General features: G+C 63.1%; 16 protein-coding genes and 4 tRNA genes. 7 read left to right on the top strand and 13 right to left on the bottom strand.

The features are described 5' to 3' along the window. Positions 1–9 precede the first annotated feature (9 nt). The 6 genes from E4O92_RS20055 to E4O92_RS20030 are packed head-to-tail and all read left to right on the top strand — an operon-like array spanning position 10 to position 5853. Complete coding sequence (locus tag E4O92_RS20055; protein WP_229483584.1) at positions 10–768, top strand: ABC transporter ATP-binding protein; 759 nt, start codon at positions 10–12, stop codon at positions 766–768. 1 nt (position 769) lies between these two features. Next, on the top strand, positions 770–1996 hold the full coding sequence (locus tag E4O92_RS20050; protein WP_135191427.1) for an ABC transporter permease: 1227 nt from the start codon (positions 770–772) through the stop codon (positions 1994–1996). A gap of 11 nt (positions 1997–2007) precedes the next feature. Beyond that, entirely contained in the window at positions 2008–2766 is a 759-nt protein-coding gene (locus tag E4O92_RS20045; protein ID WP_167759841.1) for an outer membrane lipoprotein-sorting protein, read from the top strand. After that, the gene (locus E4O92_RS20040; protein ID WP_135191425.1) at positions 2767–4047 is read left to right on the top strand and encodes a hypothetical protein; all 1281 of its coding nucleotides are present in this window, start codon (positions 2767–2769) and stop codon (positions 4045–4047) included. Between the two features lie 11 nt (positions 4048–4058). Then, a complete protein-coding gene (locus E4O92_RS20035; RefSeq protein ID WP_135191424.1) occupies positions 4059–4874 on the top strand; it encodes a thioesterase II family protein in 816 nt (271 codons plus the stop codon). Positions 4875–4911: 37 nt separating this feature from the next. Further along, positions 4912–5853, top strand: a complete 942-nt coding sequence (locus tag E4O92_RS20030) for an NAD-dependent epimerase/dehydratase family protein (protein WP_135191423.1) — start codon at positions 4912–4914, stop codon at positions 5851–5853. A gap of 83 nt (positions 5854–5936) precedes the next feature. On the opposite strand, the gene E4O92_RS25360 is transcribed toward E4O92_RS20030, so the two are convergent. The 13 genes from E4O92_RS25360 to E4O92_RS19965 all read right to left on the bottom strand — a co-directional run bounded on the left by E4O92_RS25360 (position 5937) and on the right by E4O92_RS19965 (position 21281). Then, positions 5937–6668, bottom strand: coding sequence for a helix-turn-helix transcriptional regulator (locus E4O92_RS25360; RefSeq protein ID WP_135191422.1), 732 nt, complete (start codon positions 6666–6668; stop codon positions 5937–5939). 452 nt (positions 6669–7120) lie between these two features. Then, on the bottom strand, positions 7121–9034 hold the full coding sequence (locus E4O92_RS20020; RefSeq protein WP_135191421.1) for a SurA N-terminal domain-containing protein: 1914 nt from the start codon (positions 9032–9034) through the stop codon (positions 7121–7123). A gap of 198 nt (positions 9035–9232) precedes the next feature. After that, positions 9233–9309: transfer RNA gene (locus tag E4O92_RS20015), tRNA-Asp, on the bottom strand. A gap of 135 nt (positions 9310–9444) precedes the next feature. Further along, positions 9445–9521 (bottom strand) — tRNA-Asp (locus E4O92_RS20010). Positions 9522–9554: 33 nt separating this feature from the next. Further along, a tRNA-Val gene (locus E4O92_RS20005) sits at positions 9555–9630 on the bottom strand. 54 nt (positions 9631–9684) lie between these two features. After that, a complete protein-coding gene (locus tag E4O92_RS20000) occupies positions 9685–10008 on the bottom strand; it encodes an HU family DNA-binding protein (RefSeq protein ID WP_167759845.1) in 324 nt (107 codons plus the stop codon). 320 nt (positions 10009–10328) lie between these two features. Further along, entirely contained in the window at positions 10329–12734 is a 2406-nt protein-coding gene (lon, locus tag E4O92_RS19995; RefSeq protein WP_135191419.1) for an endopeptidase La, read from the bottom strand. Positions 12735–13009: 275 nt separating this feature from the next. After that, positions 13010–14278 carry an ATP-dependent Clp protease ATP-binding subunit ClpX gene (gene clpX / locus E4O92_RS19990; RefSeq protein WP_135191418.1) on the bottom strand — a complete coding sequence of 423 codons (1269 nt, stop codon included), beginning with the start codon at positions 14276–14278 and terminating at the stop codon, positions 13010–13012. A 146-nt stretch (positions 14279–14424) separates the two neighbouring features. After that, positions 14425–15042 (bottom strand): ATP-dependent Clp endopeptidase proteolytic subunit ClpP, encoded by a 618-nt coding sequence (gene clpP / locus E4O92_RS19985; protein WP_135191417.1) that lies wholly within the window; start codon positions 15040–15042, stop codon positions 14425–14427. Positions 15043–15247: 205 nt separating this feature from the next. Beyond that, entirely contained in the window at positions 15248–16588 is a 1341-nt protein-coding gene (gene tig / locus E4O92_RS19980) for a trigger factor (protein ID WP_135191416.1), read from the bottom strand. A 31-nt stretch (positions 16589–16619) separates the two neighbouring features. Further along, positions 16620–16706 (bottom strand) — tRNA-Leu (locus tag E4O92_RS19975). Positions 16707–17007: 301 nt separating this feature from the next. Further along, positions 17008–20145, bottom strand: coding sequence for an efflux RND transporter permease subunit (locus tag E4O92_RS19970; RefSeq protein WP_135191415.1), 3138 nt, complete (start codon positions 20143–20145; stop codon positions 17008–17010). Then, positions 20142–21281, bottom strand: a complete 1140-nt coding sequence (locus tag E4O92_RS19965; protein WP_229483582.1) for an efflux RND transporter periplasmic adaptor subunit — start codon at positions 21279–21281, stop codon at positions 20142–20144. The genes E4O92_RS19970 and E4O92_RS19965 overlap by 4 nt, the downstream gene beginning before the upstream one ends. A 157-nt stretch (positions 21282–21438) precedes the next feature. Here E4O92_RS19965 and hpnC point away from each other — a divergent pair, with 157 nt between their 5' ends. Beyond that, positions 21439–22260, top strand: a complete 822-nt coding sequence (gene hpnC / locus E4O92_RS19960) for a squalene synthase HpnC (protein WP_135191414.1) — start codon at positions 21439–21441, stop codon at positions 22258–22260. The last annotated feature ends 70 nt before the right edge of the window (positions 22261–22330 follow it).

The raw sequence follows: 22330 nt of genomic DNA, 5'->3' as shown, positions 1-22330 counted from the left end.
GGACACCCCATGCTACTCGATCTCCCGCCGTCCGAATCGATGCCGCCATTTACGCCGAGGATGCCGGCCAGCGCGCCTGCCGCCGGCGCCGAACTGGCCCGCCTGACGGACATTCACAAGACCTACCTGCAAGGCGCGGTCGCTGTCGATGCGCTGCGCGGGATCGACCTGACGATCGCGCCAGGTGAAATGCTGGCCATCTGCGGCCCCTCGGGCAGCGGCAAGTCGACCCTGCTGAACATCATTGGCCTGCTTGACGAGCCGACCGAAGGCAGCATGGTGCTGGGCGGCCAGCGCGTGATGGACCTGACGCGCAATGCGCGCGCCGACCTGCGCCGCGCGGCGCTCGGCTTCATCTTCCAGAGCTTTAACCTGGTGCCGGTGTTGTCGGCGCTCGAAAACGTCCTGCTGCCGCTGCGCCTGCGCGGCAAGCTTGCGCACGGCGACAAGGCACGCGCCCAGCAGTTGCTCTCGCGCGTGGGCCTGTCCGCGCACATGGGCGCGCGTCCCGACCGGATGAGCGGCGGCCAACGCCAGCGCGTGGCCATCGCGCGCGCCCTGATCGGGCAACCGCAGCTGGTGGTGGCCGACGAGCCCACCGCCAACCTGGACAGCGCGAACAGCATGCTGGTGATGGACCTGCTGGCGTCGCTGCGGCGCGAGCTGGGCACCACCTTCGTGTTCTCCACCCACGACAACCGTATCCTCGGCCACATGACGCGCATCGTGCACCTGCGTGACGGCCGCATCGCAGTGGAGGATCGCTGAGATGAACCTGTTCCTGCTCGCCGTGCGCAACGTGCTGCGCAACCGCCACCGCAGCGTGGCGACGGTGCTCGCGATTGCCGCCGGCCTGACCGCGCTGAACCTGTTTGCCGGGTATATCGCCAACGTCTACGCCGGGCTGCAGATCCAGGCGGTTGCCGGCGAGCGCCTCGGCCACCTGACGATCTACAAGGAAGGCATGCTCCTCGAGGGCAAACTGCATCCGAAGCGCTACATGTTCGACGCGGCCGAAATGGCGCGCGTGCGCAAGGCGGTCGAAGCCGTCGGCGGCGTGCGGATGGTCTCGCCGCGCATCTCCGTCAGCGGCATGGCCTCGAACGGCAACAACTCGACGATCTTCATCGGCGAGGGCATCGTCGCCGCCGATGCGCAGGTGCTGCGCGGTGCGCTGACCGAAGGCGCTGGCGGCAGGCTCGATCCGGCGCGCCAGTACGGGGTGGCGGTGTCGGCCGACCTGGCCAAGCTGCTCAACTACGGAGTCGGCAGCACGCTGACGCTGATGACTTCGACGATCGACGGCCAGGCCAACGCCATGGATGCGCAGGTCATCGACGTGTTCAACACCGGTAATGCCAACACCAACGACAAGTACCTGGTGCTGCCGTTCGGCTTCGTGCAATCGCTGCTCGATACCGACAGTGCGGAACGCTTCGTGGTGCTGCTGGCGGACGCGTCCCAGACCGAGGTCAAGCGCGCCGAGCTGTTGGCGCGGCTGCAGGCGGCCGGCTTCAAGGTCGAGATCAAGACCTGGCAGGAGCTGTCGAGCTTCTACACGCAGGTGCGCAACCTGTTCGACATGATCTTCGCCTTCATCGCCAGCATCGTGTTCGTGATCGCCGCAATGAGCATCGCCAATACGATTTCGATGACGGTCATCGAGCGCACGCGCGAAATCGGCACGTTGCGCGCGCTCGGGCTGCGCGGGTTCGGCGTGGTGCGGCTGTTCGCGTGCGAGGCCCTGGCGCTGGCCGGCGCCGGCATCGCGCTCGGGCTGGGCCTGACCATCGCGATCGCCACCCTGGTCAACCGGGCCGGCATCTCCTACGTGCCACCCAATTCCTCGTCGGCGGTGGCGCTGCTGGTTGACCTGGACTGGGCCCGGATCGCAGGCGTGGGCGCGGTCGTGCTGCTGCTGGCGATGGCGGCCGCGGTGCTGCCGTCCTGGCGCGCCGCCCGGCGCGGGATTGTCGACGCGCTCTCGTTTGCATAATGGAGACCTGGATGACATCGAATGCCAAGCTGCTGCTGGCCGGCGCCCTGCTGGCTGCGAGCCTGCCCGGGTGGGCACAAACCGCGACCGGCTTATCCGCACTGCAGGTCCTGGAAGCGACCGACAAGACCCGTGGCGGCGGACTGCCGGGGGTGAGCTGGGACTTGAAGATCACCGCCATCGATCCGGACAGCGGCGAAAACGTGCGCATGCTGCACGTTAAGGCCGAGGGCGATAACAGCGTGGCCGAGACCTACTATCCGGCGCGCGCGGCGGGCGGGCGGCTGCTGCAACTCGGGCGCAACATGTGGTACGGCCGGCCCGACCTGCAAAAGCCGGTGTCGATCTCGAGCCGCCAGAAAATGATGGGGCCGGCCGCGAATGGCGATATTGCGGCCACCAACTACATGAAGGAATACGACGGCACCCTGATGCCGGAGCAAACCATCGACGGCGAGCCGGTGTACGTGCTCAACCTGGTCGGCAAGACCAAGTGGGTCACCTACGACCGCATCGTGTACTACGTCTCGCGCGCACGCCTGGTGCCGGTCAAGGCGGAGTTCTATACGGTGTCAGGCAAACTGTTCAAGACGGCCATTTTCGAAACCGGCAACATCATCACCCACGACGGGCGCAAGCAGCCTTTCGTGAGCCGGATGGTGATCCACGACGCGATTGGCGCCAACAACGTGTCGGTGCTTGAGTACAGCGCGGTCAAGGTGCAGCCGATCCCGCGCGACGAACTGAGCCTGGCGGCCCTGACGCGCTAGATGGTTGCCGTGCTCCGTATCCTGGCGCTGTGCTGCGCCGCCCTGGCGCCGCTGGCGGTGGCCGGGGCGGCGGACCAGTCCGGCCCGGCCTGGCGCACCAGCATGCTCGGACAAGCGCTGCTGCATGGCACCTTCCTGACGCCGGCTGACAGCATGTTCAACCCGGATGCGACATTCGTGCCGCTGCCGCGCCGCCAGCTTGACGCCGAACTGCGCCTGAACCTGGGGGCGGCGCTTGGGCCGTGCAGCGGCACCGCCAGGTTGCGTGCGCAATACCACCGGGCTGGTGCGGCGGGCACGCAGCCGGCCACCAGCGACCATGGCGGGTTCGTCAACGAAGGGGGCGTACGCTGCCGCATCGGCAACCAGGCCGAGCTCAGCGTTGGGCGCGATGTGCTGCAATGGGGGAGCAGTATCTTCCTGTCACCCAGCAACCCTTTCTTCCGCGATACGGGCAAGACCAATCCAATCCAGGAGCTGTACGGCAAGGACGACTGGCAGGCGCAATGGTTTCCGACTCCTGAGCTGACTGTGGCGCTGGTACGCGTCTATCGGCACGGCGCGCGCGAACCCGATCCGCTCAACTTTTCGCCAACCTGGGCCGCCAAGCTCGACTGGATGGGCGAAAACGCGAGCGGCGGCGCGATCGCCTCGCGCCAGGAAAACGGCGTACGCCGGCTCGGCCTGTACGGCACGTTGCCTGTGTCGAAGGCTGCGTTGGTATATGCCGACCTGTCCGCCGGGCGCGGGCATGCGGGCTGGTTTCCGGTGCCGGATGCGGCCGGCTGGCACTTCGCGCAGGCCAAGCTTGGTAGCGGCACCCTGTTCTACTCGGCCCTGGGCGGCGCTGCCTACACCTTCGAATCGGGCTGGACGCTCAACGTAGAGTGGCTGAACGGGAACGAAGGCTACAGCCCGACCGAACGCCAAGCCTGGTACAACGCGGCCGTCCAGGCGGGCGCGCTGCTGCGCGCGGGCGGTGCCGCCAGCACGGCGGCCTTCCCGGCCCTGGGAACGGCGCTGTCGCCCAACCTGCCCTATGTGTCGCGCAACTACCTGTTCCTGCAACTGCTGCGCACCGAGTGGAACGACAAGGGCGACGTTGCGCTGCGCTGGGCCAGGTCACGTGGCGGCTCTGCCCTCTCCGGTTCATTCACCTACTACCTCGGCCCCCATGCACAGGCATTCCTGATGACGAGCCGCAATTTCGGCGGCGATCGTTCCGACTTCGGGCGCCTGATCAAGTTCTCGGTGCAAACCGGGATCCGTACATCTTTCTAGACGGAGGATCAATGCACATGACTCTCGATTCGCTCAAACAGCCGGCAGCGCGCGCGGGCCGCTACCTGCACCGCTACGGCGTACCCGAGCCGGCGCGAGGACGGATCAGGCTATACCTGTTCCCGTATGCCGGCGGCAGCGCCTCGGTATTTCGCAATTGGCCAAACTATTTCGACGCCGGATACGACTTGGTCGCCATCCAGTTGCCCGGGCGTGGCAGCCGCCTGCATGAGGCCGCCGAGGTCGACTATCGGGTCTTGGTACAGGACATCACCGACGCCCTGCTCGCCGATCGCCCTGTGGCGCGCTTCGCGTTGTACGGCCACAGCATGGGCGCACTGCTGGCCTACCATGTGGCGCTCGAACTGGCGCGGCGCGGGGCGCGCCAGCCGGAGTGCCTGTTCCTGTCCGGCTGCAAGGCGCCCCATCTGGCGCGCGAGCGGCGCCACGTGGCGCGCATGAGCGATGACGAGTTCATCGACGAATTGCGGCGGCTGGAAGGCACGCCCGAAGTCCTGCTCGACAACGCCGAGCTGATGCAGTTGCTGCTGCCGACCATCAAGGCCGATTTTCTCCTGCTCGACCGCTGGTACGACCAGCTCGGTGCGCCGCCCGCGGTGCCGGCGCTGGCGCTGCCGATCGTCGGCATGTACGGGAGCCGCGACCAGCATTGCGGCGCGGCCGACATCCAAGCCTGGCAGGCGCACACCCGCGGTCTACTCGAGACGCTGGGATACAACGGCGGCCACTTCTTCCTGCAAAGCCACGAGGAACAAGTCGTGCGCGACCTGCGCTGGCGTCTGGCCATGATGCAGCACGGCGGCTGAACAGCCCAAACCATCACTTTACCGACAAGGAGCGATCATGAAATCACGAAATCATGTTGTACTTGGCACTGGCGTACTTGGCCTTGCCGTCGCCCGCTACCTGGCCGACCAGGGCACGACTGCGCTGCTGGTCAACCGCAGCGGCACGCCGGCCGACGACTGGCCGGTGCACGCGTGCGACGCCAGCGATCCCAAGGCGTTGGCCAAGGTCTTGACCCGCCCGACCACGCTGTACGTGTGCGCGGCGCCGCCGTACTGGCGCTGGGAAAGCGAGTTTCCCTTGCTGGCCGAGGGTATCGCACGCGCAGTCACGGGAGGCGACGTGGATATCATCCTGGCCGACAACGTGTACGCCTACGGCCCCTGCGCCGGCGCCTTCCGCGAGGGCGACCCCGCCCGCCCCTGCAGCCGCAAGGGGCAAGTACGCCAGGCGGTGACCGAACGCCTGATGGGCTTGCATGGCCAGCCCGGCTTGCGCGTGGCGGTCGTGCGCGGCGCGACCTTCTTCGGCCCCGGGGTCGAGCAGTCCAGCGTCGGCCAGGCCGTTTTCAACAGCACCCTGGACGGCAAGACCACCTGGATCCTCGGCGACCCGCACGCCGCCCAGGCCTACACCTACGTGCCGGACTTCGCCGCTGCGATGGTCGAACTGGCCCGCCACTCCAGCAGCTTCGGCCATGTCTGGCATGCGCCGTCCCATAGCGCCGCTTCGCAACTGGCCTTCCTCGAAACCGTCTCCGGTCTTGGCGAGCATCCGCTCAAGTTGCGCACGGTAGGGCCGCTGATGATGCGCTGCCTGGGCCTGTTCAATCCCGCCATGCGCGAACTACAGGAAATGATGTACCTGTACGACAAGCCGTGGGCGTTCTCGAGCGAGCTTACCCAGAGCACCTTCGGCATCGCCAGGACCCCGTTCGCCACCGCGATCGCCAACACGGCGGCGTCTGCGCGCGCGGCCCGGACCTTGGCCATGAACTGAAGGCTGGCCCCGCAATGAACGAGTACTCGACCATCATCCCGGCCGAAGCCGGAAATTGGACGCCGCGCCGTGGGCCGCGGCGCTCAGGGCAGTTGCGGTGTGAGCATGCCCAGCCGGCTGGCGCGGGTGATTGCGTGCCGGGTCGAGTAGACATTGAACTTGCTGGCGACGTTCTTGAGGTGAAAGTACACCGTGTGCTGCGAGATGCCGAGGATCATCGCAGTTTCCTTGCTGGTCTTGCCGCCAGCGCTCCAGTAGAGGCATTCACGTTCACGCCGGGTCAGGGTCGGCGCCGGGTCAGGGTTCTCCTTCTTCCACAGGGCGTGGACTGCTTCGTGCAGGTAAGAGCCAAGCAACAGCAGGTCGGCCGTGGGCGGCCGCGACAGCGGCGTCGCGTCGCGGCGATAAAAATCGAGACGGCTCACGGTCAGCGCGCCACGCACGGCAAAGCTGGCACCGTGCTGGATCCCGATTCGCCCCAGCGCCTGATACGCCGGATTGACGCCATGCTCGCACATCTGCCCAACCGTCCATGCCAGCGGCAAGCCAGAGCACGCCAAGTGGTGATTGACAGAATCCTCCTGGCCTTGCAGCCTGCGGTCGAACAGCCGCGAAACGTCATCCGGCAGAGTGCTGAACAGGTGCGAGCGGACGCAGCCTTCGGGATCGGTGATGTTCAGGCGCAGCAGGAAATCGTCAATCCCCGTACCGGCGAGAATGCTCCTGGTACGCCCAAGCAATTCGTCCCAGTCCTGCGCGGTGAGAAGCTCCGGCAATCCGGAGCCGGATAGCATGAGGAAGGAGTCGCAATGCATGATATTGTCCCGCGAACGAGTTTGAATTCACGATATTCGTATTGCATTCAATGAATTCTGCCGCAGTGACTTTCGGTGAACAATATACATAGGCAAATAGGAGCTATCCGAAAATGAATACCTCCGACAATTGCTGATCGCACTACATTGCGCGCGGCCATGCTTGGCACCGGCAACGCGCGGAAAAGAGACACTGTCACCCTTAGCTGAGGGCCTAACGACGTCGTTCCCGCGTAGGCGGGTACCCATGCTGAACGTCATTTCACGCGGCCTATGGGGGGAACAGCGCCAGTGGCGCTGTTCCCGCCAAGGGGGGCGCCGAGCCCGGGAACGACTGCTCTCTTTCGTACGCTGGTGATCACGTTACGAAACCCGCGCTTGCCGATGACAGCGAAAAAAAGACCCGGTCTGCTTCCGCAGCCGGGTCTTTTGTCTGAGCCTTTCAGGCCCGATTACTTCTGCTCGCCCAGTTCAGCCGGCTTGACGTTGATCTTCGCCTTGGCCTTGTGCTTGAGCGCTTCGATGTATTCAAACATCTCTTGCTCGCCAAGCACGCGGGCGATCTGCTCGGCTTCCTGCTTGCGGCGCGCTTCGTCGGTCTGGGCCGGCTGCGACACCTTGCCGATGCGGTACACGCCGTAACCCTGGCCCGGCAGCTCCACGCCTACATAGGCCGGCAGCTTGGATACGTCAGCCTTGAGCACGGCCAGTGCGGCGGTCGGATTGATCGCGGGCTCCTTGGTGCGCGAGACTACCTTTGCCTCGCCGAAACCGGCAGCGTCGCCCGATGCCTTGGCAGCGGCCAGCTTCGCTTCGCCAGCCTGGCGTGCCAGACGCATTTCTTCTTCCTGCGTCACGCGCTGGCGAATCAGCGCTTCCACTTCCGCCAGCGGCCGCTTTGCAGCGGGCTTGAATTCAGCCACGCGGCCCGCAATCAGGGTGCCTGCGCCGATTTCGACCGGTTCGGTATTGCGCTTGTTCTTGATCGCATCAGCCGAGAACAACGCACCCAGGAACTTCTCGTTGTTATACGGTGCCGGGCCCAGCGCCGGGTTCGGCTTGCGGGTCAGGCCGTCGACCGTCTGGACCTGCACGCCCAGCTTGTCCGCGGCCGGCTTCAGGCTGTCCGACTGCTCGAATACGGTGTTGTTAAAGACCTCCGCCAGCTCCGAGAACTTCTTGCGCGTCTTCTGCTGCTTGAGCTCTTCCGTGATCTGCGGCTTGGCTTCCTCCAGCGTCTTCTGGGTCGCCGGCTTGACCGCGGTTACCTTGATGATGTGGAAACCGAACTCGGACGGCACGATGCCGCTGATCTCACCCTGCTTGAGCGAATAGATCGCGTCTTCCACCGGTTTGACGAACAGACCCTTCTGCACTTCGCCAAGGTCGCCGCCCAGCTCTGCCGAACCCGGATCCTGCGATTCCTTCTTGGCGATCGCCGCGAAATCGTTCGGGTTCTTGCGAACTTCGGCCAGCACGGCTTCCGCCTTGGCGCGCGCCTTCTCCTTCTCGGCGGCCGGGGCGTCACGTTTGACCGCGATCAGGATGTGGCTCGCGGTGCGCTTTTCCGGCGTAGTGAAGCTCTTCATGTTCTTGTTGTAGAAGTCGGCGATTTCCGCATCGCTGACCGTGACCTGCTTTTCCACCGTCGACGGATCAAGCACCACGTATTCGGCCTTGACCTGCTCGGGCACCTGGAACTGGTCCGCGTGCTTGTCGTAGTAGGCCTTGACCATGTCATCGGTCACCTTGACCTGCGGCGCGAACTGCGCCAGCGGGAACAGCTGCTCCTGGACTTCGCGCTCCTGGTCGTTCAGGTCGGACATGCGCGACGCGACCGAACGCGGTGTGAAGGCGGTGGACTGGATCGAACCGACCAGTTGCTGCATGGCCAAGTCGTGACGCAGGCGCGCATCGAACATTTCCGGAGTCATGCCCTGCGCTGCCAGCGCGGCCTTGTACTGGTCCATGTTGAAGCTGCCGTCAGGATTGCGGAAAGACTGGATGTCCCCGATCGTCTTTTGCAACATCGCGTCAGTCGCGGTCAAGTGGCCGCGTGCGACTTCGGCGTTGACGGCGCGCTCGGCCACCAGGTTTTCAAGGATCGCCTGCTTGGCTTCCGGCGTGTCGAACATCTTCTGATCGAACCTGTCGCCCAGCATCTGGCGATACTGGTCGATCTGGCGCCGCTGGGCGGCTTCCCAATCCTGCTGGGTGATCTTCTGGCCATCCACGGTGGCGACACCGGCGCCGCCGTCGCCACGGTTCTGGTAACTGCTGATCCCCACAAGCGCAAAGCCCGGCAGGATCAACACCAACAGGATAATCTGCATCAGGCGCTGGTGGGTACGAATGAATTCAAACATGGTCAGCCAATCAAGGTTGAGAATGCGTTACTGAAAACTTAAAAAAAAAGGCGAACCAATGTTCGCCTCTTCTTTTCAAATCTGGCGGAGCGGACGGGGCTCGCCTACGTCCCGCAGGCCGCGGAATCGCTTGCAAGCGATTCCCTTCGAGCCCAAGCCCGTGTTCCCCGCAGGGGGAACACTGTTACTCCTAAAATCTGGCGGAGCGGACGGGGCTCGAACCCGCGACCCCCGGCGTGACAGGCCGGTATTCTAACCAACTGAACTACCGCTCCAAATTCTTTAGCATTTTGTGGCGGAGCGGACGGGGCTCGCCTACGCTGCGCAGGCCGCGGAATCGCTTGCAAGCGATTCCCTTCGATCCCCAACCCGTGCTTCCCGCAGGGGAAGCACTCTTCTCTCTAACCACTTGGCGGAGCGGACGGGGCTCGAACCCGCGACCCCCGGCGTGACAGGCCGGTATTCTAACCAACTGAACTACCGCTCCACAAAATACTGGTACTGCGCGTATCTGGCCAACTGGTGGGCGCTGAGAGGCTCGAACTCCCGACCTAAGCCTTGTAAGGGCTCCGCTCTACCAACTGAGCTAAGCGCCCGACGACGACGGTGCCGCCAGATACTCTTCTCTGCTTGTCACCGCAAAGAAGGCATTAGTTTACAGCATCTTTAAGGGCTTTACCAGCCTTAAATTTCGGTACGCGGGCTGCCTTGATCTTGATGGCTTCCTTGGTGCGCGGATCGCGACCAGTGCGTGCCGCACGTTCGCCAACGCTGAAGGTACCGAAGCCGACCAGGGTCACGCTGTCGTTGTTCTTCAGCGTCGTGGTCACTGCGTTGAGCATGGCGTCGAGTGCGCGCGTGGCCGAGGCTTTGGTAATGTCCGCCGATTTCGCGATTTCTTCGATTAGTTCAGTCTTGTTCACTCTATCCCTCTTGTTCGTTCTGGACGCCGCGGCCGCCGCGCCTTCAGGCAAAAACTGCAAGGGCGTATTAAACAAGGGGGCAATAGTTGTGTCAAGCAACGAATGTGCTTTATGGAAATTTGTGGGGGTTGGAGCCACGAGCGCCAGTGTTTTCGTAGGGTGCGCACCTGTGCGCACGCGGTACGGTTGAACATCGTTGGCTCCGGTACATACATGGACCACGTTCGTACGTGGAGCAAACTATCCGCAAGCGTACAGCGTGCGCACAGGTGCGCACCCTACGAACGCCTCCCGCAAGCCGTATGATGAATTTTGCCCCAACGTAAAAAGAGGCGCCGCGTGGGCGCCTCCTTTGGGTACTGAACTTAAGCTTAGTGCTTGACCACGCCGCCCTGGCCTTCGGCCGTTGCGGTCGCCGCCACGGCCACCGTCGGCACTTCCACCAGCGGTTCCGGCTGGCGCTCCAGCGCGAACTCAAGCACTTTTTCGATCCAGCGCACCGGAACGATTTCGAGCTTGTTCTTCACGTTGTCGGGCACCTCGGCCAGGTCCTTGACGTTCTGCTCAGGGATCAGGACCGTCTTGATGCCGCCGCGCTGTGCTGCCAGCAGCTTTTCCTTCAGGCCGCCGATCGGCAGGACTTCGCCACGCAGCGTGATTTCGCCGGTCATGGCGACATCGGCACGAACCGGAATGCCGGTGAACACCGACACCAGCGCGGTCGTCATCGCGATACCTGCGGAAGGACCATCCTTCGGCGTCGCGCCTTCCGGCACGTGGATGTGGATGTCGGCCTTCTCGAACACTTCGTTCTTGATGCCCAGGCGCTGCGCGCGGCTGCGCACCACGGTGCGCGCGGCCTCGATCGATTCCTTCATCACGTCGCCCAGCGTGCCGGTGCGGATGATGGCACCCTTGCCCGGCACCTGCACGGCTTCGATGGTCAAGAGGTCGCCGCCCACCTCGGTCCATGCCAGGCCGACCACCTGGCCGATCTGGTTGTCCTTCTCCGCCATGCCGAAGTCGAAGCGGCGCACGCCGAGGAACTTGTCGAGGTTCTTGGCGCCGACCACGACTTTCCGCTCGCTCTTTTTCAGGAGCAGCATCTTCACGACCTTGCGCGCGATCTTCGAGATTTCACGCTCGAGCGAGCGCACGCCAGCTTCACGCGTGTAGTAGCGGATGATGTCGCGGATCGCAGCTTCTTCCAGCTTCAGCTCGTCCTCTTTGACGCCGTTCGCCTTCATCTGCTTGGGCAGCAGGTAACGCTGCGCGATGCTGGTCTTCTCGTCTTCGGTGTAACCCGACAGGCGGATCACTTCCATCCGGTCGAGCAGCGCCGGCGGAATGTTGAACGAGTTCGAGGTCGCGACGAACATCACGTCCGACAGGTCGAAGTCCACCTCGACGTAGTGGTCCGAGAACGTGTGGTTCTGTTCCGGATCGAGCACTTCGAGCAGGGCCGACGACGGGTCGCCACGGAAGTCCGCGCCCATCTTGTCAATCTCGTCGAGCAGGAACAGCGGGTTGCGCACGCCGGTCTTGGCGAGCGATTGCAGCACCTTGCCCGGCATCGAGCCGATGTAGGTGCGGCGGTGGCCGCGGATCTCGGCTTCGTCACGCACGCCGCCCAGCGCCATGCGCACGAACTTGCGGTTGGTCGCCTTGGCGATCGACTGGCCAAGCGAGGTCTTGCCCACGCCCGGCGGGCCGACGAAGCACAGGATCGGGGCCTTGAGCTTGTCCACGCGCTGCTGCACTGCGAGATATTCCAGGATGCGTTCCTTGATCTTCTCCAGGCCGTAGTGGTCGGCGTCCAGCACCTTCTGGGCGTTTTCCAGGTCGTTGTTGACCTTGGACTTCTTCTTCCACGGCAGCGAGATCAGGGTGTCGATGTAGTTGCGCACGACCGTCGCTTCGGCCGACATCGGCGACATCAGCTTGAGTTTCTTGATCTCGGAACCGGCCTTGTCCAGCGCCTCTTTCGGCATCTTGGCGGCGACGATCTTCTTCTCGAGTTCCTCGATGTCCGCGCCCTCTTCGCCTTCGCCCAGTTCCTTCTGAATGGCCTTGACCTGTTCGTTCAGGTAGTACTCGCGCTGCGACTTTTCCATCTGGCGCTTGACGCGGCCACGGATGCGCTTTTCGACCTGCAGGATGTCGAGCTCGCCTTCGAGCTGGCCGAGCAGGTGCTCCAGGCGTTTGGCGACGTTGAAGATCTCCAGGATCACCTGCTTTTGCTCGAGCTTGAGCGGCAGGTGCGCGGCGACGGTGTCGGCCAGGCGGCCCGCGTCGTCGATGCCGGCGAGCGATGCCAGGATCTCGGGCGGAATCTTCTTGTTCAGTTTGACATACTGGTCAAACTGTTGAACGATGGCGCGACGCATCGCCTCGACCTCGGAGTCGTCACCCGCTTCCGAGCGCAGCGGGGTCAGGTCGGCGACGAAATGGGTCGCGGTATCGCTGATGTGATTGATGCGCGCGCGCTGGGCGCCTTCGACCAGCACCTTCACGGTACCGTCCGGCAGCTTGAGCATTTGCAGAATATTCGCCACGCAGCCGATCTCGTAGATGTCTGCGGCGGAAGGTTCGTCCTTGGCGGCCGCCTTTTGCGCGGCGAGCATGATGCTCTTGCCCTGCTCCATCGCGGCTTCGAGTGCCTTGATCGACTTGGGACGGCCAACGAACAGTGGTATCACCATATGCGGAAACACGACCACGTCGCGCAACGGCAGGAGGGGCAGCGTCGTTTGCTCGGTTAATTTCGAAGTTGTCATGGCATACCTTATAGAAAGCGTGTTGACGATGTTGGGCGCGTACATCCAAAACTCAATACCGCCAGCCCAAAATATTTTCTGCAAGTCAATATCATCAACTTGACGCGAATATAGCCGTTCCAATAAAAGTCCGTGGTGCAATGAAAAAAGCCACCTTCACAGCTTGCGCTGCGAGAGTGGCTTTGCGATTGAAGCCTCGGTCTTTTATTGAGGTAAATTGTACCGCTAAGAATCGGCGGATCAAGTCCTTTTGTGGGGTGCGTGCGGGAAATTTTTTAGTTTTCGCCCGATGCTTTCGCCGTTTCGCTGTAAATCAGCAAAGGTTTTGCGCCGTTCGTGATCGTGTTTTCATCGATCACGACTTTGACCACGTTTTGCTGGTTTGGCAGTTCGTACATCACGTCGAGCAGCGCATGTTCCAGGATCGAGCGCAGGCCGCGGGCGCCGGTCTTGCGCGCCAGCGCCTTGCGGGCGATCGCATGCAGCGCCGCCGGGCGGATTTCCAGCTCGGCGCCTTCCATCTCGAGCAGCTTGCTGTACTGCTTGATCAGCGCGTTCTTCGGCTCGATCAGGATCTCGATCAGCGCTTCCTCGGTCAGCTCGGCCAGCGTGGCGACCACCGGCAGGCGGCCCACCAGTTCGGGGATCAGGCCGAACTTGATCAGGTCTTCCGGCTCCACTTCCATCAGGATCTCGCTGTTCGAGCGCTGGGTCTGGCTCTTGACGCTGGCCGCGAAACCGATGCCGCTCTTCTCGGAGCGGTTCTGGATGATCTTGGCCAGGCCGTCGAACGCGCCACCGCAGATGAACATGATGTTGGTGGTGTCGATCTGCACGAAGTCCTGGTTCGGGTGCTTGCGCCCGCCCTGCGGGGGCACCGATGCCATCGTACCTTCGATCAGCTTGAGCAGCGCCTGCTGCACGCCTTCGCCGGACACGTCACGCGTGATCGACGGATTGTCGGACTTGCGCGAAATCTTGTCGATCTCGTCGATGTAGACGATCCCGCGCTGCGCCTTTTCGACCTCGTAGTTGCAGCTTTGCAGCAGCTTCTGGATGATGTTCTCGACGTCTTCGCCCACGTAGCCCGCTTCGGTCAGCGTGGTGGCGTCCGCGATCACGAACGGCACGTTGAGCATGCGCGCCAGGGTCTGGGCCAGCAGCGTCTTGCCGGAACCGGTCGGGCCGACCAGCAGGATGTTGCTCTTGGCCAGTTCGACGTCGTCCTTCTTGCCCAGGTGCTTGAGGCGCTTGTAGTGGTTGTACACCGCCACCGACAGGATGCGCTTGGCCGTCTGCTGGCCGATCACATACTGGTCGAGCAGTTCGCAAATTTCGTGCGGCGTCGGCAGGTCGGACTTGGAGCCCGCCACCGATTCGACGTTCGAGGTCTCATCGCGGATGATGTCATTGCACAAGTCGATGCACTCGTCGCAAATGAAGACCGACGGTCCCGCGATGAGCTTCTTGACCTCGTGCTGGCTCTTGCCACAGAACGAGCAGTACAGGAGTTTTTCGCCGCTAGAGGATTTTTTGTCTGACATGGGGCAGGATTCTGTTGAATGCTATCAATATAACGCTAATACGGGGGCGCAACAAGTGCGCACGACACCATGCTACCCGAAATGAAAAACAAACGCCCGAACGTGTTCGCGCCCGGGCGTTTTTCAGCAACACCTTGTGGGATGGATCAACCCCGGGTCGTCAAGACCTTGTCGATCAGTCCATACTCCACGGCCTCATCGCCCGACATGAAGCGGTCGCGATCGGTATCTTTGTGGATCTGCTCCATGCTCTGGCCGGTACGCTCGGCCAAAATGCGGTTCAGGCGTTCGCGCAGGTACAGGATTTCCTTGGCCTGGATTTCGATATCCGACGCCTGGCCCTGGGAGCCACCGGACGGCTGGTGGATCATGATACGCGAGTTCGGCAGCGAGAACCGCTTGCCCTTGGCGCCAGCAGCGAGCAGGAATGCGCCCATCGACGCGGCCAGGCCGGTGCACAGGGTTGACACGTCCGGCTTGATAAAGTTCATCGTGTCGAAGATCGCCAGGCCTGCCGACACCGAACCGCCCGGCGAGTTGATGTAGAGGGAGATGTCCTTGTCCGGATTCTCGCTCTCCAGGAACAGCAGCTGGGCCACGATCAGGTTGGCCATCTGGTCATTGACAGGACCGACCAGGAAAACCACGCGCTCTTTGAGCAGGCGCGAGTAGATGTCGTAGGCGCGCTCGCCGCGGCCGCTTTGTTCCACCACCATCGGCACGAGGCCGAGTGCTTGAGTGTCCAATGCTGGATTTCGGTTCATACCTGTCTCGTTCCTTGTAAGAAGCATAAAAAGGCCCGCTGCCCGGTGGCATTCCCGCAACCCGGGATGGGCCGCGCGGGACACCACGCTGAGTATAACGGAGCCGCGTGAACAGCGCTCGCGCGAGCAAAATGCGCATCCCGCCGGGATGCGCATCAGGCGCCTGCTCGTACGAGACGGGCCAGGGAAGAAGCTTACGCCTCGATCAGGCCTGTGCGTTGCTGCCCATCAATTCGTCGAAGGCAACGTCCTTGGTCTCGACCTTTGCCTTGTCCAGCACGTAGTTAACGACGTTTTCTTCCAATACAAGGGATTCCACTTCACCCAGGCGACGGCGATCGCTGTAGTAGTACTTCAGCACTTCCTTCGGATCTTCGTAGCTCTGTGCGAAGTCTTCGATCTGGGCCTTCACCTGCTCCGAGGTCGCTTGCAGGTTGTTATCGCTCACCAGCTGCTGGAGAATCAGGCCCAGGCGCACGCGGCGCTCGGCGCGCTCGGCGAACAGGTCGGCCGGGAATTGCAGGTTCTTTACGTCCATGCCACGCTGCGCCATGTCCTGGCGGGTCATCTCGGCCAGGCGCTGTGCGTCCTGCTCGATCATGACCTTGGGCACGTCCATCTCGGTTGACTTGACCAGCGCGTCCATCACGGCTTCCTTGTTGCGGGCCTTGACGCGGGCGTTGACTTCACGCTCCAGGTTGACCTTGATGTCGGCGCGCATTTTTTCCAGGTTGCCGTCTTCGATGCCCAGCGACTTGGCGAACTCGGCATCCACTTCCGGCAGGTGCGCCCATTCCAGACGGGTCAAGGTGATGGTGAACTCGGCGGTTTTGCCAGCCACGTCCTTGCCGTGGTAATCCTCAGGGAACGACAGCGGGAAGGTCTTCGACTCGCCCACTTTCAGGCCGACGGTGGCGGCTTCGAATTCCGGCAGCATGCGGCCTTCGCCCAGCACGAATGCATAGTTCTCGGCCTTGCCGCCGGCGAACTCTTCGCCATCGATCTTGCCGACGAAGTCGACCGTCACGCGGTCGCCGTTGGCCGCCACGGCTTCGCCGCCGGTGCCATGCTCGCCTGCCTCGCCCTTGGTGTGGTAGTGCACGCGCTGCTTGCGCAGGATGTCGATGGTCTTGTCGATTTCAGCGTCGGTGACGTCGGTCTTGACGGTCGACACTTCCACCTTCGACAGGTCGCCGATCACCACTTCCGGGAACACTTCGAAGGTCGCGTCAAACGCCAGCATGCCTTCCGGCGCCTCTTGTTTCGGTTCGATTTTCGGGAAACCGGCAACGCGCAGCTGGTTCTCGTTGGCAGCCTCGTTGAATGCGCGGCCAACCTTGTCGTTCAGCACGTCGGATTCGATCTGGTAACCGTACTGCGCAGCGACCATCTTCATCGGCACCTTGCCCGGACGGAAGCCAGGGGCACGGGCCGTCTTCGCCTGCTGCTTGAGGCGCTTCTCGACTTCCGAGCGGACATCAGCCACGGGCAGAGTGATGGTCAAGCGACGCTCGAGTTTTTCCAGGGTTTCGACTGCAGTTGCCATTGTAAAAATCGTCCAAAAAAATAATTATTCGTGGTGCGAGGAGGGGGACTCGAACCCCCACACCATCACTGGCGTCAGGACCTAAACCTGGTGCGTCTACCAATTTCGCCATCCTCGCGCAGGATTGCTGCATCTTGCCGCAAAAACAAAGGGCGTCCGACAGTGAAACCGGCCGCCCTGCACTCCTTTGTTTAGGGGCTACAACTTCAACCCGTTATTTTACTGGATTTTCTGACACCATAGGAGCGTTTTTTGCGCCGCCCTCGAGTGCACCCCTAGCGATTACGGCAGGCGTAGGGGGCGCGCGGCCGGCGAGGACCTGTGCGCACGCGGTACGGTTGAGTAATGTTTGCTCCGGCACGCGCACGTAACCGCGTGCGCACTGGTGCGCACCCTACGCCCATGCGATACGCCTTCGGCTATTTGGCCGTTTCGACTTCGGTCGCGTGCACTGGCCGATTCTCCGGATCTCGCACCACAGGCTTCCTCACCCTGAACCACAGCGCATACAACGCCGGCAAAAACAGCAATGTCAGCGCCGTCGCCAGCACCAAACCACCCATGATCGCCACCGCCATCGGCCCCCAGAACGTCGAGCGCGAGAGCGGGATCATCGCCAGCGCCGCAGCCGCCGCCGTCAGCAGGATCGGCCGCAGGCGCCGCACCGCCGCCTCGACGATCGCATCCCACGCCTGCCTGCCCGCCAGGATGTCCTGCTCGATCTGGTCGACCAGGATCACCGAATTACGGATGATCATGCCAAACAGCGCAATCACCCCGAGGTTGGCGACGAATCCGAATGGCCGGTGCAAGATCAGCAGCGCGAGCGCCGCGCCGGCGATGCCCAACGGTCCGGTGAGGAACACCATCAGCGAACGCGAGAAGCTGTGCAGCTGGAGCATCAGCAGCGTGAAAATAATGAACAGCACCAGCGGCACGTTCTGCGCAATCGATGCTTCCGCCTCGGCGCTGCCGGCCGATTCGCCCTCGGCCTTGATGAGGTAGCCGGCTGGCAGCCTGGCACGCATCGCCGCCAGCTTTTCATCGACCTGGCTGGTGACGGTCGGTCCCTGAATGCCTTCGACCACGTCCGACTGGACCATGATCGCCCACTCGCGCCCCTTGCGCCACACCACGCCCGGCTCCCAGACGAAGTGCACGCGCGCCAGCTGGCCGATAGTGACCGCCCGCCCCGACGGCGTGGGCACATTGGTCTCATTCAGGACCGAGATCGTCGAGCGCTCCTCGAGCGGCTGGCGCACCGCGATGTCGATCAGGCGATTACTTTCGCGGAACTGGCCGATCGTCATCCCGGACAGCACGGTATTGGCGACCCGCCGCACATCCTGTGAAGTGACGCCCAGCGCACGCAGTTTGTCCTGGTCGACGTCCAGGCGCAGCACCTTGACCGATTCGTTCCAGTTGTCGTTCACGCCAACTGTCGCGGGGTTATGGCGCATGACTTGCTTGACCTGGTCGGCCAGGTCGCGCACCACGCCGATGTCGGGACCGGATACCTGGAACTGCACCGGATAGCTCACCGGCGGCCCGTTCGGCAGCAGCTTGACGCGCCCGCGCACTTCGGGGAAGTCGGTCCTGAACAGATCGACTATCTTCTTCTGCAACGCGTCGCGTGTCGCACGGTCGACCGGCAGCACGACCACCTGCGACACGTTCGTCTGCGGCAGGATCTGGTCGAGCGGCAGGTAAAAGCGCGGGCTGCCGGTGCCGACGTAGCTGGTGACGCTTTCGATGCCCTTCTGCGTGGCCAGGAAGGCCTCGAACTTCTTCACCTGCTCCTCGTTGGCGGCAAAGCTGGTCCCCTCCGGCATCCACAATTCGACCATCAGCTCGGGGCGGTTGGAGTCGGGGAAGAACTGCTTTTCGATGAACTTAAAGCCGAACACGCCCAGCGCAAACACCCCCAGGCTGAGCACGACCGTGGTCATGCGCCACTCGACGCACCAGTTCACCAAGCGCCTGAAGCGCCGGTAGAACGGGGTATCGTAGAGGTCATGCCCGTTTTGCGCGTGACTGTGCGGCTTGACCTTCAGGAGCACGAAGCCAACATAGGGCGTAAAGGTCACCGCCACGCACCACGATACCAGCAGCGCAATCGCGTTCACCGAGAACATCGAGAACGTGTACTCACCGGCCATGGACTTGGCCAGCCCAATAGGCAGAAAGCCTGCGGCCGTGATCAGGGTACCGGTGAGCATCGGCATTGCGGTCGAGGTGTAGGCGAAGCTGGCGGCATCCAGGCGCGACATGCCCTCCTCCATCTTCCGCACCATCATTTCGACCGCGATGATCGCATCGTCGACCAACAGGCCCAGCGCGATGATCAGCGCGCCGAGCGAAACCTTGTGCAGCGAGATGTCGAAGATTTTCATGAACAGGAAGGTGATCGCCAGGACCATTGGAATGGTCAGCGCCACCACCAGGCCGGGCCTGGCGTCGATGCGCAGCCTGGGGCTGGTATGCAGGCCGAGCGAGACGAACGACACCGCGAGCACGATCAGCACCGCCTCGACCAGGGTGTGAATGAACTCGCTGACTGACCCGGTCACCGCGCGCGGCTGGTCGGACACCCGTTCGAGCTCGATACCGACCGGGAGCTGGGCGCGCACCTTCGCGACGGTTTCTTCCATCGCCTTCCCCATGTGGACGATGTTGCCGCCTTTTTCCATCGATACGCCAAGGCCGATCACCTCCTTGCCGTTGAAGCGCATCCGTTCCTGTGGCGGGTCCTGGTAGGCTCGCTCCACGGTGGCAAAGTCGCCGAGGCGGAACGTGGTGTCGCCGGCGCGCAGCTGCAGGTCTTCGATGTCCTTGACCTTCTTGAGCGAGCCGGAAACGCGCACCTGCAGGTTTTCCAGCGGCGTGACCAAGAGGCCGCTGGACTCGACCTGGTTCTGGGTCGCGATCTGGTTCACCACCTGCTGGAACGGAATGCCGAGCTGGGCGAACTTCTTGTTCGAGAAGAGGATGTTGATCTTCTCTTCCTGCACGCCGAACTCCTCGACCTTGGCCACCAGCGGCACCGCCAGCAACTGCTGGCGCACGAAGTCCGCGTAGTCGCGCATTTCGGCGTAACTGAAGCCGTCGCCGGACAGCGCGAAAATCGAGCCGTAGGTGTCGCCGAATTCGTCGTTGAAGAACGGGCCGATCACGCCCGGCGGCAAGGTGGCGGCGATGTCGCCGATCTTCTTGCGCACCTGGTACCAGGAATTGGCGGTCTCCTTGGGCGGCGTCGACTGGCGCAGCTCGAGGATGATGGTGGTCTCGCCAGGCTTGGAATAGCTGCGGATCTTGTCGATGTAGGGCGTTTCCTGCAGCTTGCGTTCGAGCTTGTCGGTGACCTGTTCGGCCATCTGGAGCGCGGTGGCGCCCGGCCACATTGCACGCACCACCATCACGCGGAAGGTGAACGGCGGATCCTCGTCCTGGCCCAGTTGGCCGTAGCTGATAATCCCGCCGATGAGCAGCGCGGCGATCAGGTAGCGCGTGAGCGGAATATGCTCCAGCGCCCAGCGCGAAAGGTTAAAGCCTCTCATTTTGCGGCTCCGCCGCCGAGCGCCAGCGCCTCGGTATCGGCCCGGCGGGATACGTCGGCGGTGAGAATCTTCACCTTCTGGCCGTCCCTGAGGCGGTTGACGCCGGCCGTCACCACGATCTGGCCGCTACGCAGGCCATTTGCCACCACGATGTCGTTCCCGGCCGGGCCGCCCAACTGCACCGGCACCAGATGGACTGCGTTGTTCTCGACTACCCAGACGCCAGTTGCGCCCTTGTTGCGGACCAGCGCCGTCAGCGGCAGGTGAATTTGAGGCGCATCGCTCTTGGCCGCGAACTGGACGGTCGCCGTCATGCCAAGGTGGATGGCGGGATTGGGCGGCACCATGATCTTGACCGTGTAGGTGCGAGTGGCCGGATCGGCCATGGGCGAAATCTCGCGTATCTTGCCCGGGATCGCCTGGTTCCGGTCGGCCCATAGCCGGACCGAGACATCTTCGACCTTGCGCAGTTCGTCGACCCGGCCTTCCGGCACCCCGATCACCACTTCCTTCTCGTCGGTACGCGCGATGCGCACCACCGGCGTGCCGGGCGCCACCACCTGGCCGACCTCCGCGTCGATGCCCGTCACCACGCCGTCGGAGTCCGCCACCAGCCGCGCATAGCCCGACTGATTCGACTGCTCGTGATAGACGGCGCGCGCGGCGTCGACGTTGGCCTGGCTCGCCTTGAGCGACGCGGCCTTGGACTCGAGCACCTCCTGGCTGACGAAGTTCTTGGAGAGCAGTTCCTTGTAGCGGTTGTAGTCGGTCTGGGCCAGGTCGCGATTGGTCTCGGCGACACGCAGGCTGGCCAGCGCCTGGGCCTGGCCAAGCTTGAGATCCTGCGGGTCGAGCTGCATCAGCACCTGGCCGCGCACGACCGCCGCGCCCACGTCCACCTTGCGCGCGACGATCTTGCCACCCACCCGAAAGCCCAAGCGCGACTCGAACCGCGGACGCACGTCGCCGGCAAATTCGTCGGTGGCCGTCACGTCGGCCGCAGTCACCGTCATCGTGCGCACCGGGCGCACGTCCTCGACTTTGGGTTCTGGCTTGGAGCAGCTCGCAAGCAGCGCGGCAAACAACGGCAATACCACTACGGCCATCGGCCGGGAAAAGCGATCAAGGGCTGGCACAAAGCCTCCTTTATTATGCAGGTTTTGTTATGCAGATCGTCCAACAGGCGAAAAGGCAAGCGCGGTAGTCATCCTAGAGCAAACTGCGCAATGCGAATTTAAAATTATAATCATGCAACAAATGAATGCAAATGACGCGCGGGTCAATTAGAGTAAAATGTCAGTTAATCACTACGAAAACTTTCCTGTCGCTTCCATCCTGATGCCGCGCCGCCTGGTGCCAGCCGTGCAGGCGGTCTACGCCTTCGCGCGCAGCGCCGACGATCTGGCCGACGAGGGCGATGCCGCACCGGCCGAACGGCTGGCAGCGTTGCAGGCCTACGACACACGGCTGGACGCGATCGCCCGCGGTGACGATGCCGGCGATCCAATGTTCCGGCGCCTGGCCGCCGTGGTGCAGCAATACCGGCTGCCGCTGCAGCCGTTGCGCGATCTGCTCTCGGCCTTCAGCCAGGACGTGGTCACCGACCGCTACGCCGACTTTCCCCTTCTGCTCGACTACTGCCGGCGCTCGGCCAATCCGGTCGGCCATCTGATGCTGTGCCTGTATGGCGCGGCGGACGAGCGCAACCTGGCGCAATCGAACGCGATCTGCACCGCGCTACAGCTCATCAATTTCTGGCAGGACGTCGGCATCGACATCGGCAAGGGCCGCATCTACATTCCACAGGACGACCTCGCCCGTTTTGGCGTTGGCGAAGACGCGATCGTCCGTGGCGAAGCCAATGCCGCCTGGCGCGCGTTGATGGCGTTCCAAGTGGCGCGCGCCCGGTCCCTGATGATTGACGGCGCGCCGCTGGCACTACGCCTGCCGGGCCGCGTCGGCTGGGAAATACGGATGGTGGTCCAGGGCGGACTGCGCATTCTCGAGATGATCGAACGGGTGGATTACGACGTGTTCCGCCATCGGCCGGTGCTCGCAGCAACCGACTGGCTGGCGATGGGCTGGCGGGCGCTGCGCATGAACCGGACGGATTAGGCACAGCTTGCAGGAGGCGTAGGGGGCGCGGGGCCACCGAGGACCAGTGCGCACGCGGTACGTATGAATA

The organism is Massilia horti (genome assembly GCF_004614195.1).
GTDB classification, from domain to species: domain Bacteria; phylum Pseudomonadota; class Gammaproteobacteria; order Burkholderiales; family Burkholderiaceae_D; genus Telluria; species Telluria horti.
This window is presented reverse-complemented; position numbering and strand designations above follow the sequence as displayed.

Coding starts and splice junctions, on each gene's coding strand:
- E4O92_RS20055 (WP_229483584.1), top strand. CDS start 10: ATGCTACTCGATCTCCCGCCGTCCGAATCGATGCCGCCATTTACGCCG.
- E4O92_RS20050 (WP_135191427.1), top strand. CDS start 770: ATGAACCTGTTCCTGCTCGCCGTGCGCAACGTGCTGCGCAACCGCCAC.
- E4O92_RS20045 (WP_167759841.1), top strand. CDS start 2,008: ATGACATCGAATGCCAAGCTGCTGCTGGCCGGCGCCCTGCTGGCTGCG.
- E4O92_RS20040 (WP_135191425.1), top strand. CDS start 2,767: ATGGTTGCCGTGCTCCGTATCCTGGCGCTGTGCTGCGCCGCCCTGGCG.
- E4O92_RS20035 (WP_135191424.1), top strand. CDS start 4,059: ATGCACATGACTCTCGATTCGCTCAAACAGCCGGCAGCGCGCGCGGGC.
- E4O92_RS20030 (WP_135191423.1), top strand. CDS start 4,912: ATGAAATCACGAAATCATGTTGTACTTGGCACTGGCGTACTTGGCCTT.
- E4O92_RS25360 (WP_135191422.1), bottom strand. CDS start 6,668: ATGCATTGCGACTCCTTCCTCATGCTATCCGGCTCCGGATTGCCGGAG.
- E4O92_RS20020 (WP_135191421.1), bottom strand. CDS start 9,034: ATGTTTGAATTCATTCGTACCCACCAGCGCCTGATGCAGATTATCCTG.
- lon (WP_135191419.1), bottom strand. CDS start 12,734: ATGACAACTTCGAAATTAACCGAGCAAACGACGCTGCCCCTCCTGCCG.
- clpX (WP_135191418.1), bottom strand. CDS start 14,278: ATGTCAGACAAAAAATCCTCTAGCGGCGAAAAACTCCTGTACTGCTCG.
- clpP (WP_135191417.1), bottom strand. CDS start 15,042: ATGAACCGAAATCCAGCATTGGACACTCAAGCACTCGGCCTCGTGCCG.
- tig (WP_135191416.1), bottom strand. CDS start 16,588: ATGGCAACTGCAGTCGAAACCCTGGAAAAACTCGAGCGTCGCTTGACC.
- E4O92_RS19970 (WP_135191415.1), bottom strand. CDS start 20,145: ATGAGAGGCTTTAACCTTTCGCGCTGGGCGCTGGAGCATATTCCGCTC.
- hpnC (WP_135191414.1), top strand. CDS start 21,439: ATGTCAGTTAATCACTACGAAAACTTTCCTGTCGCTTCCATCCTGATG.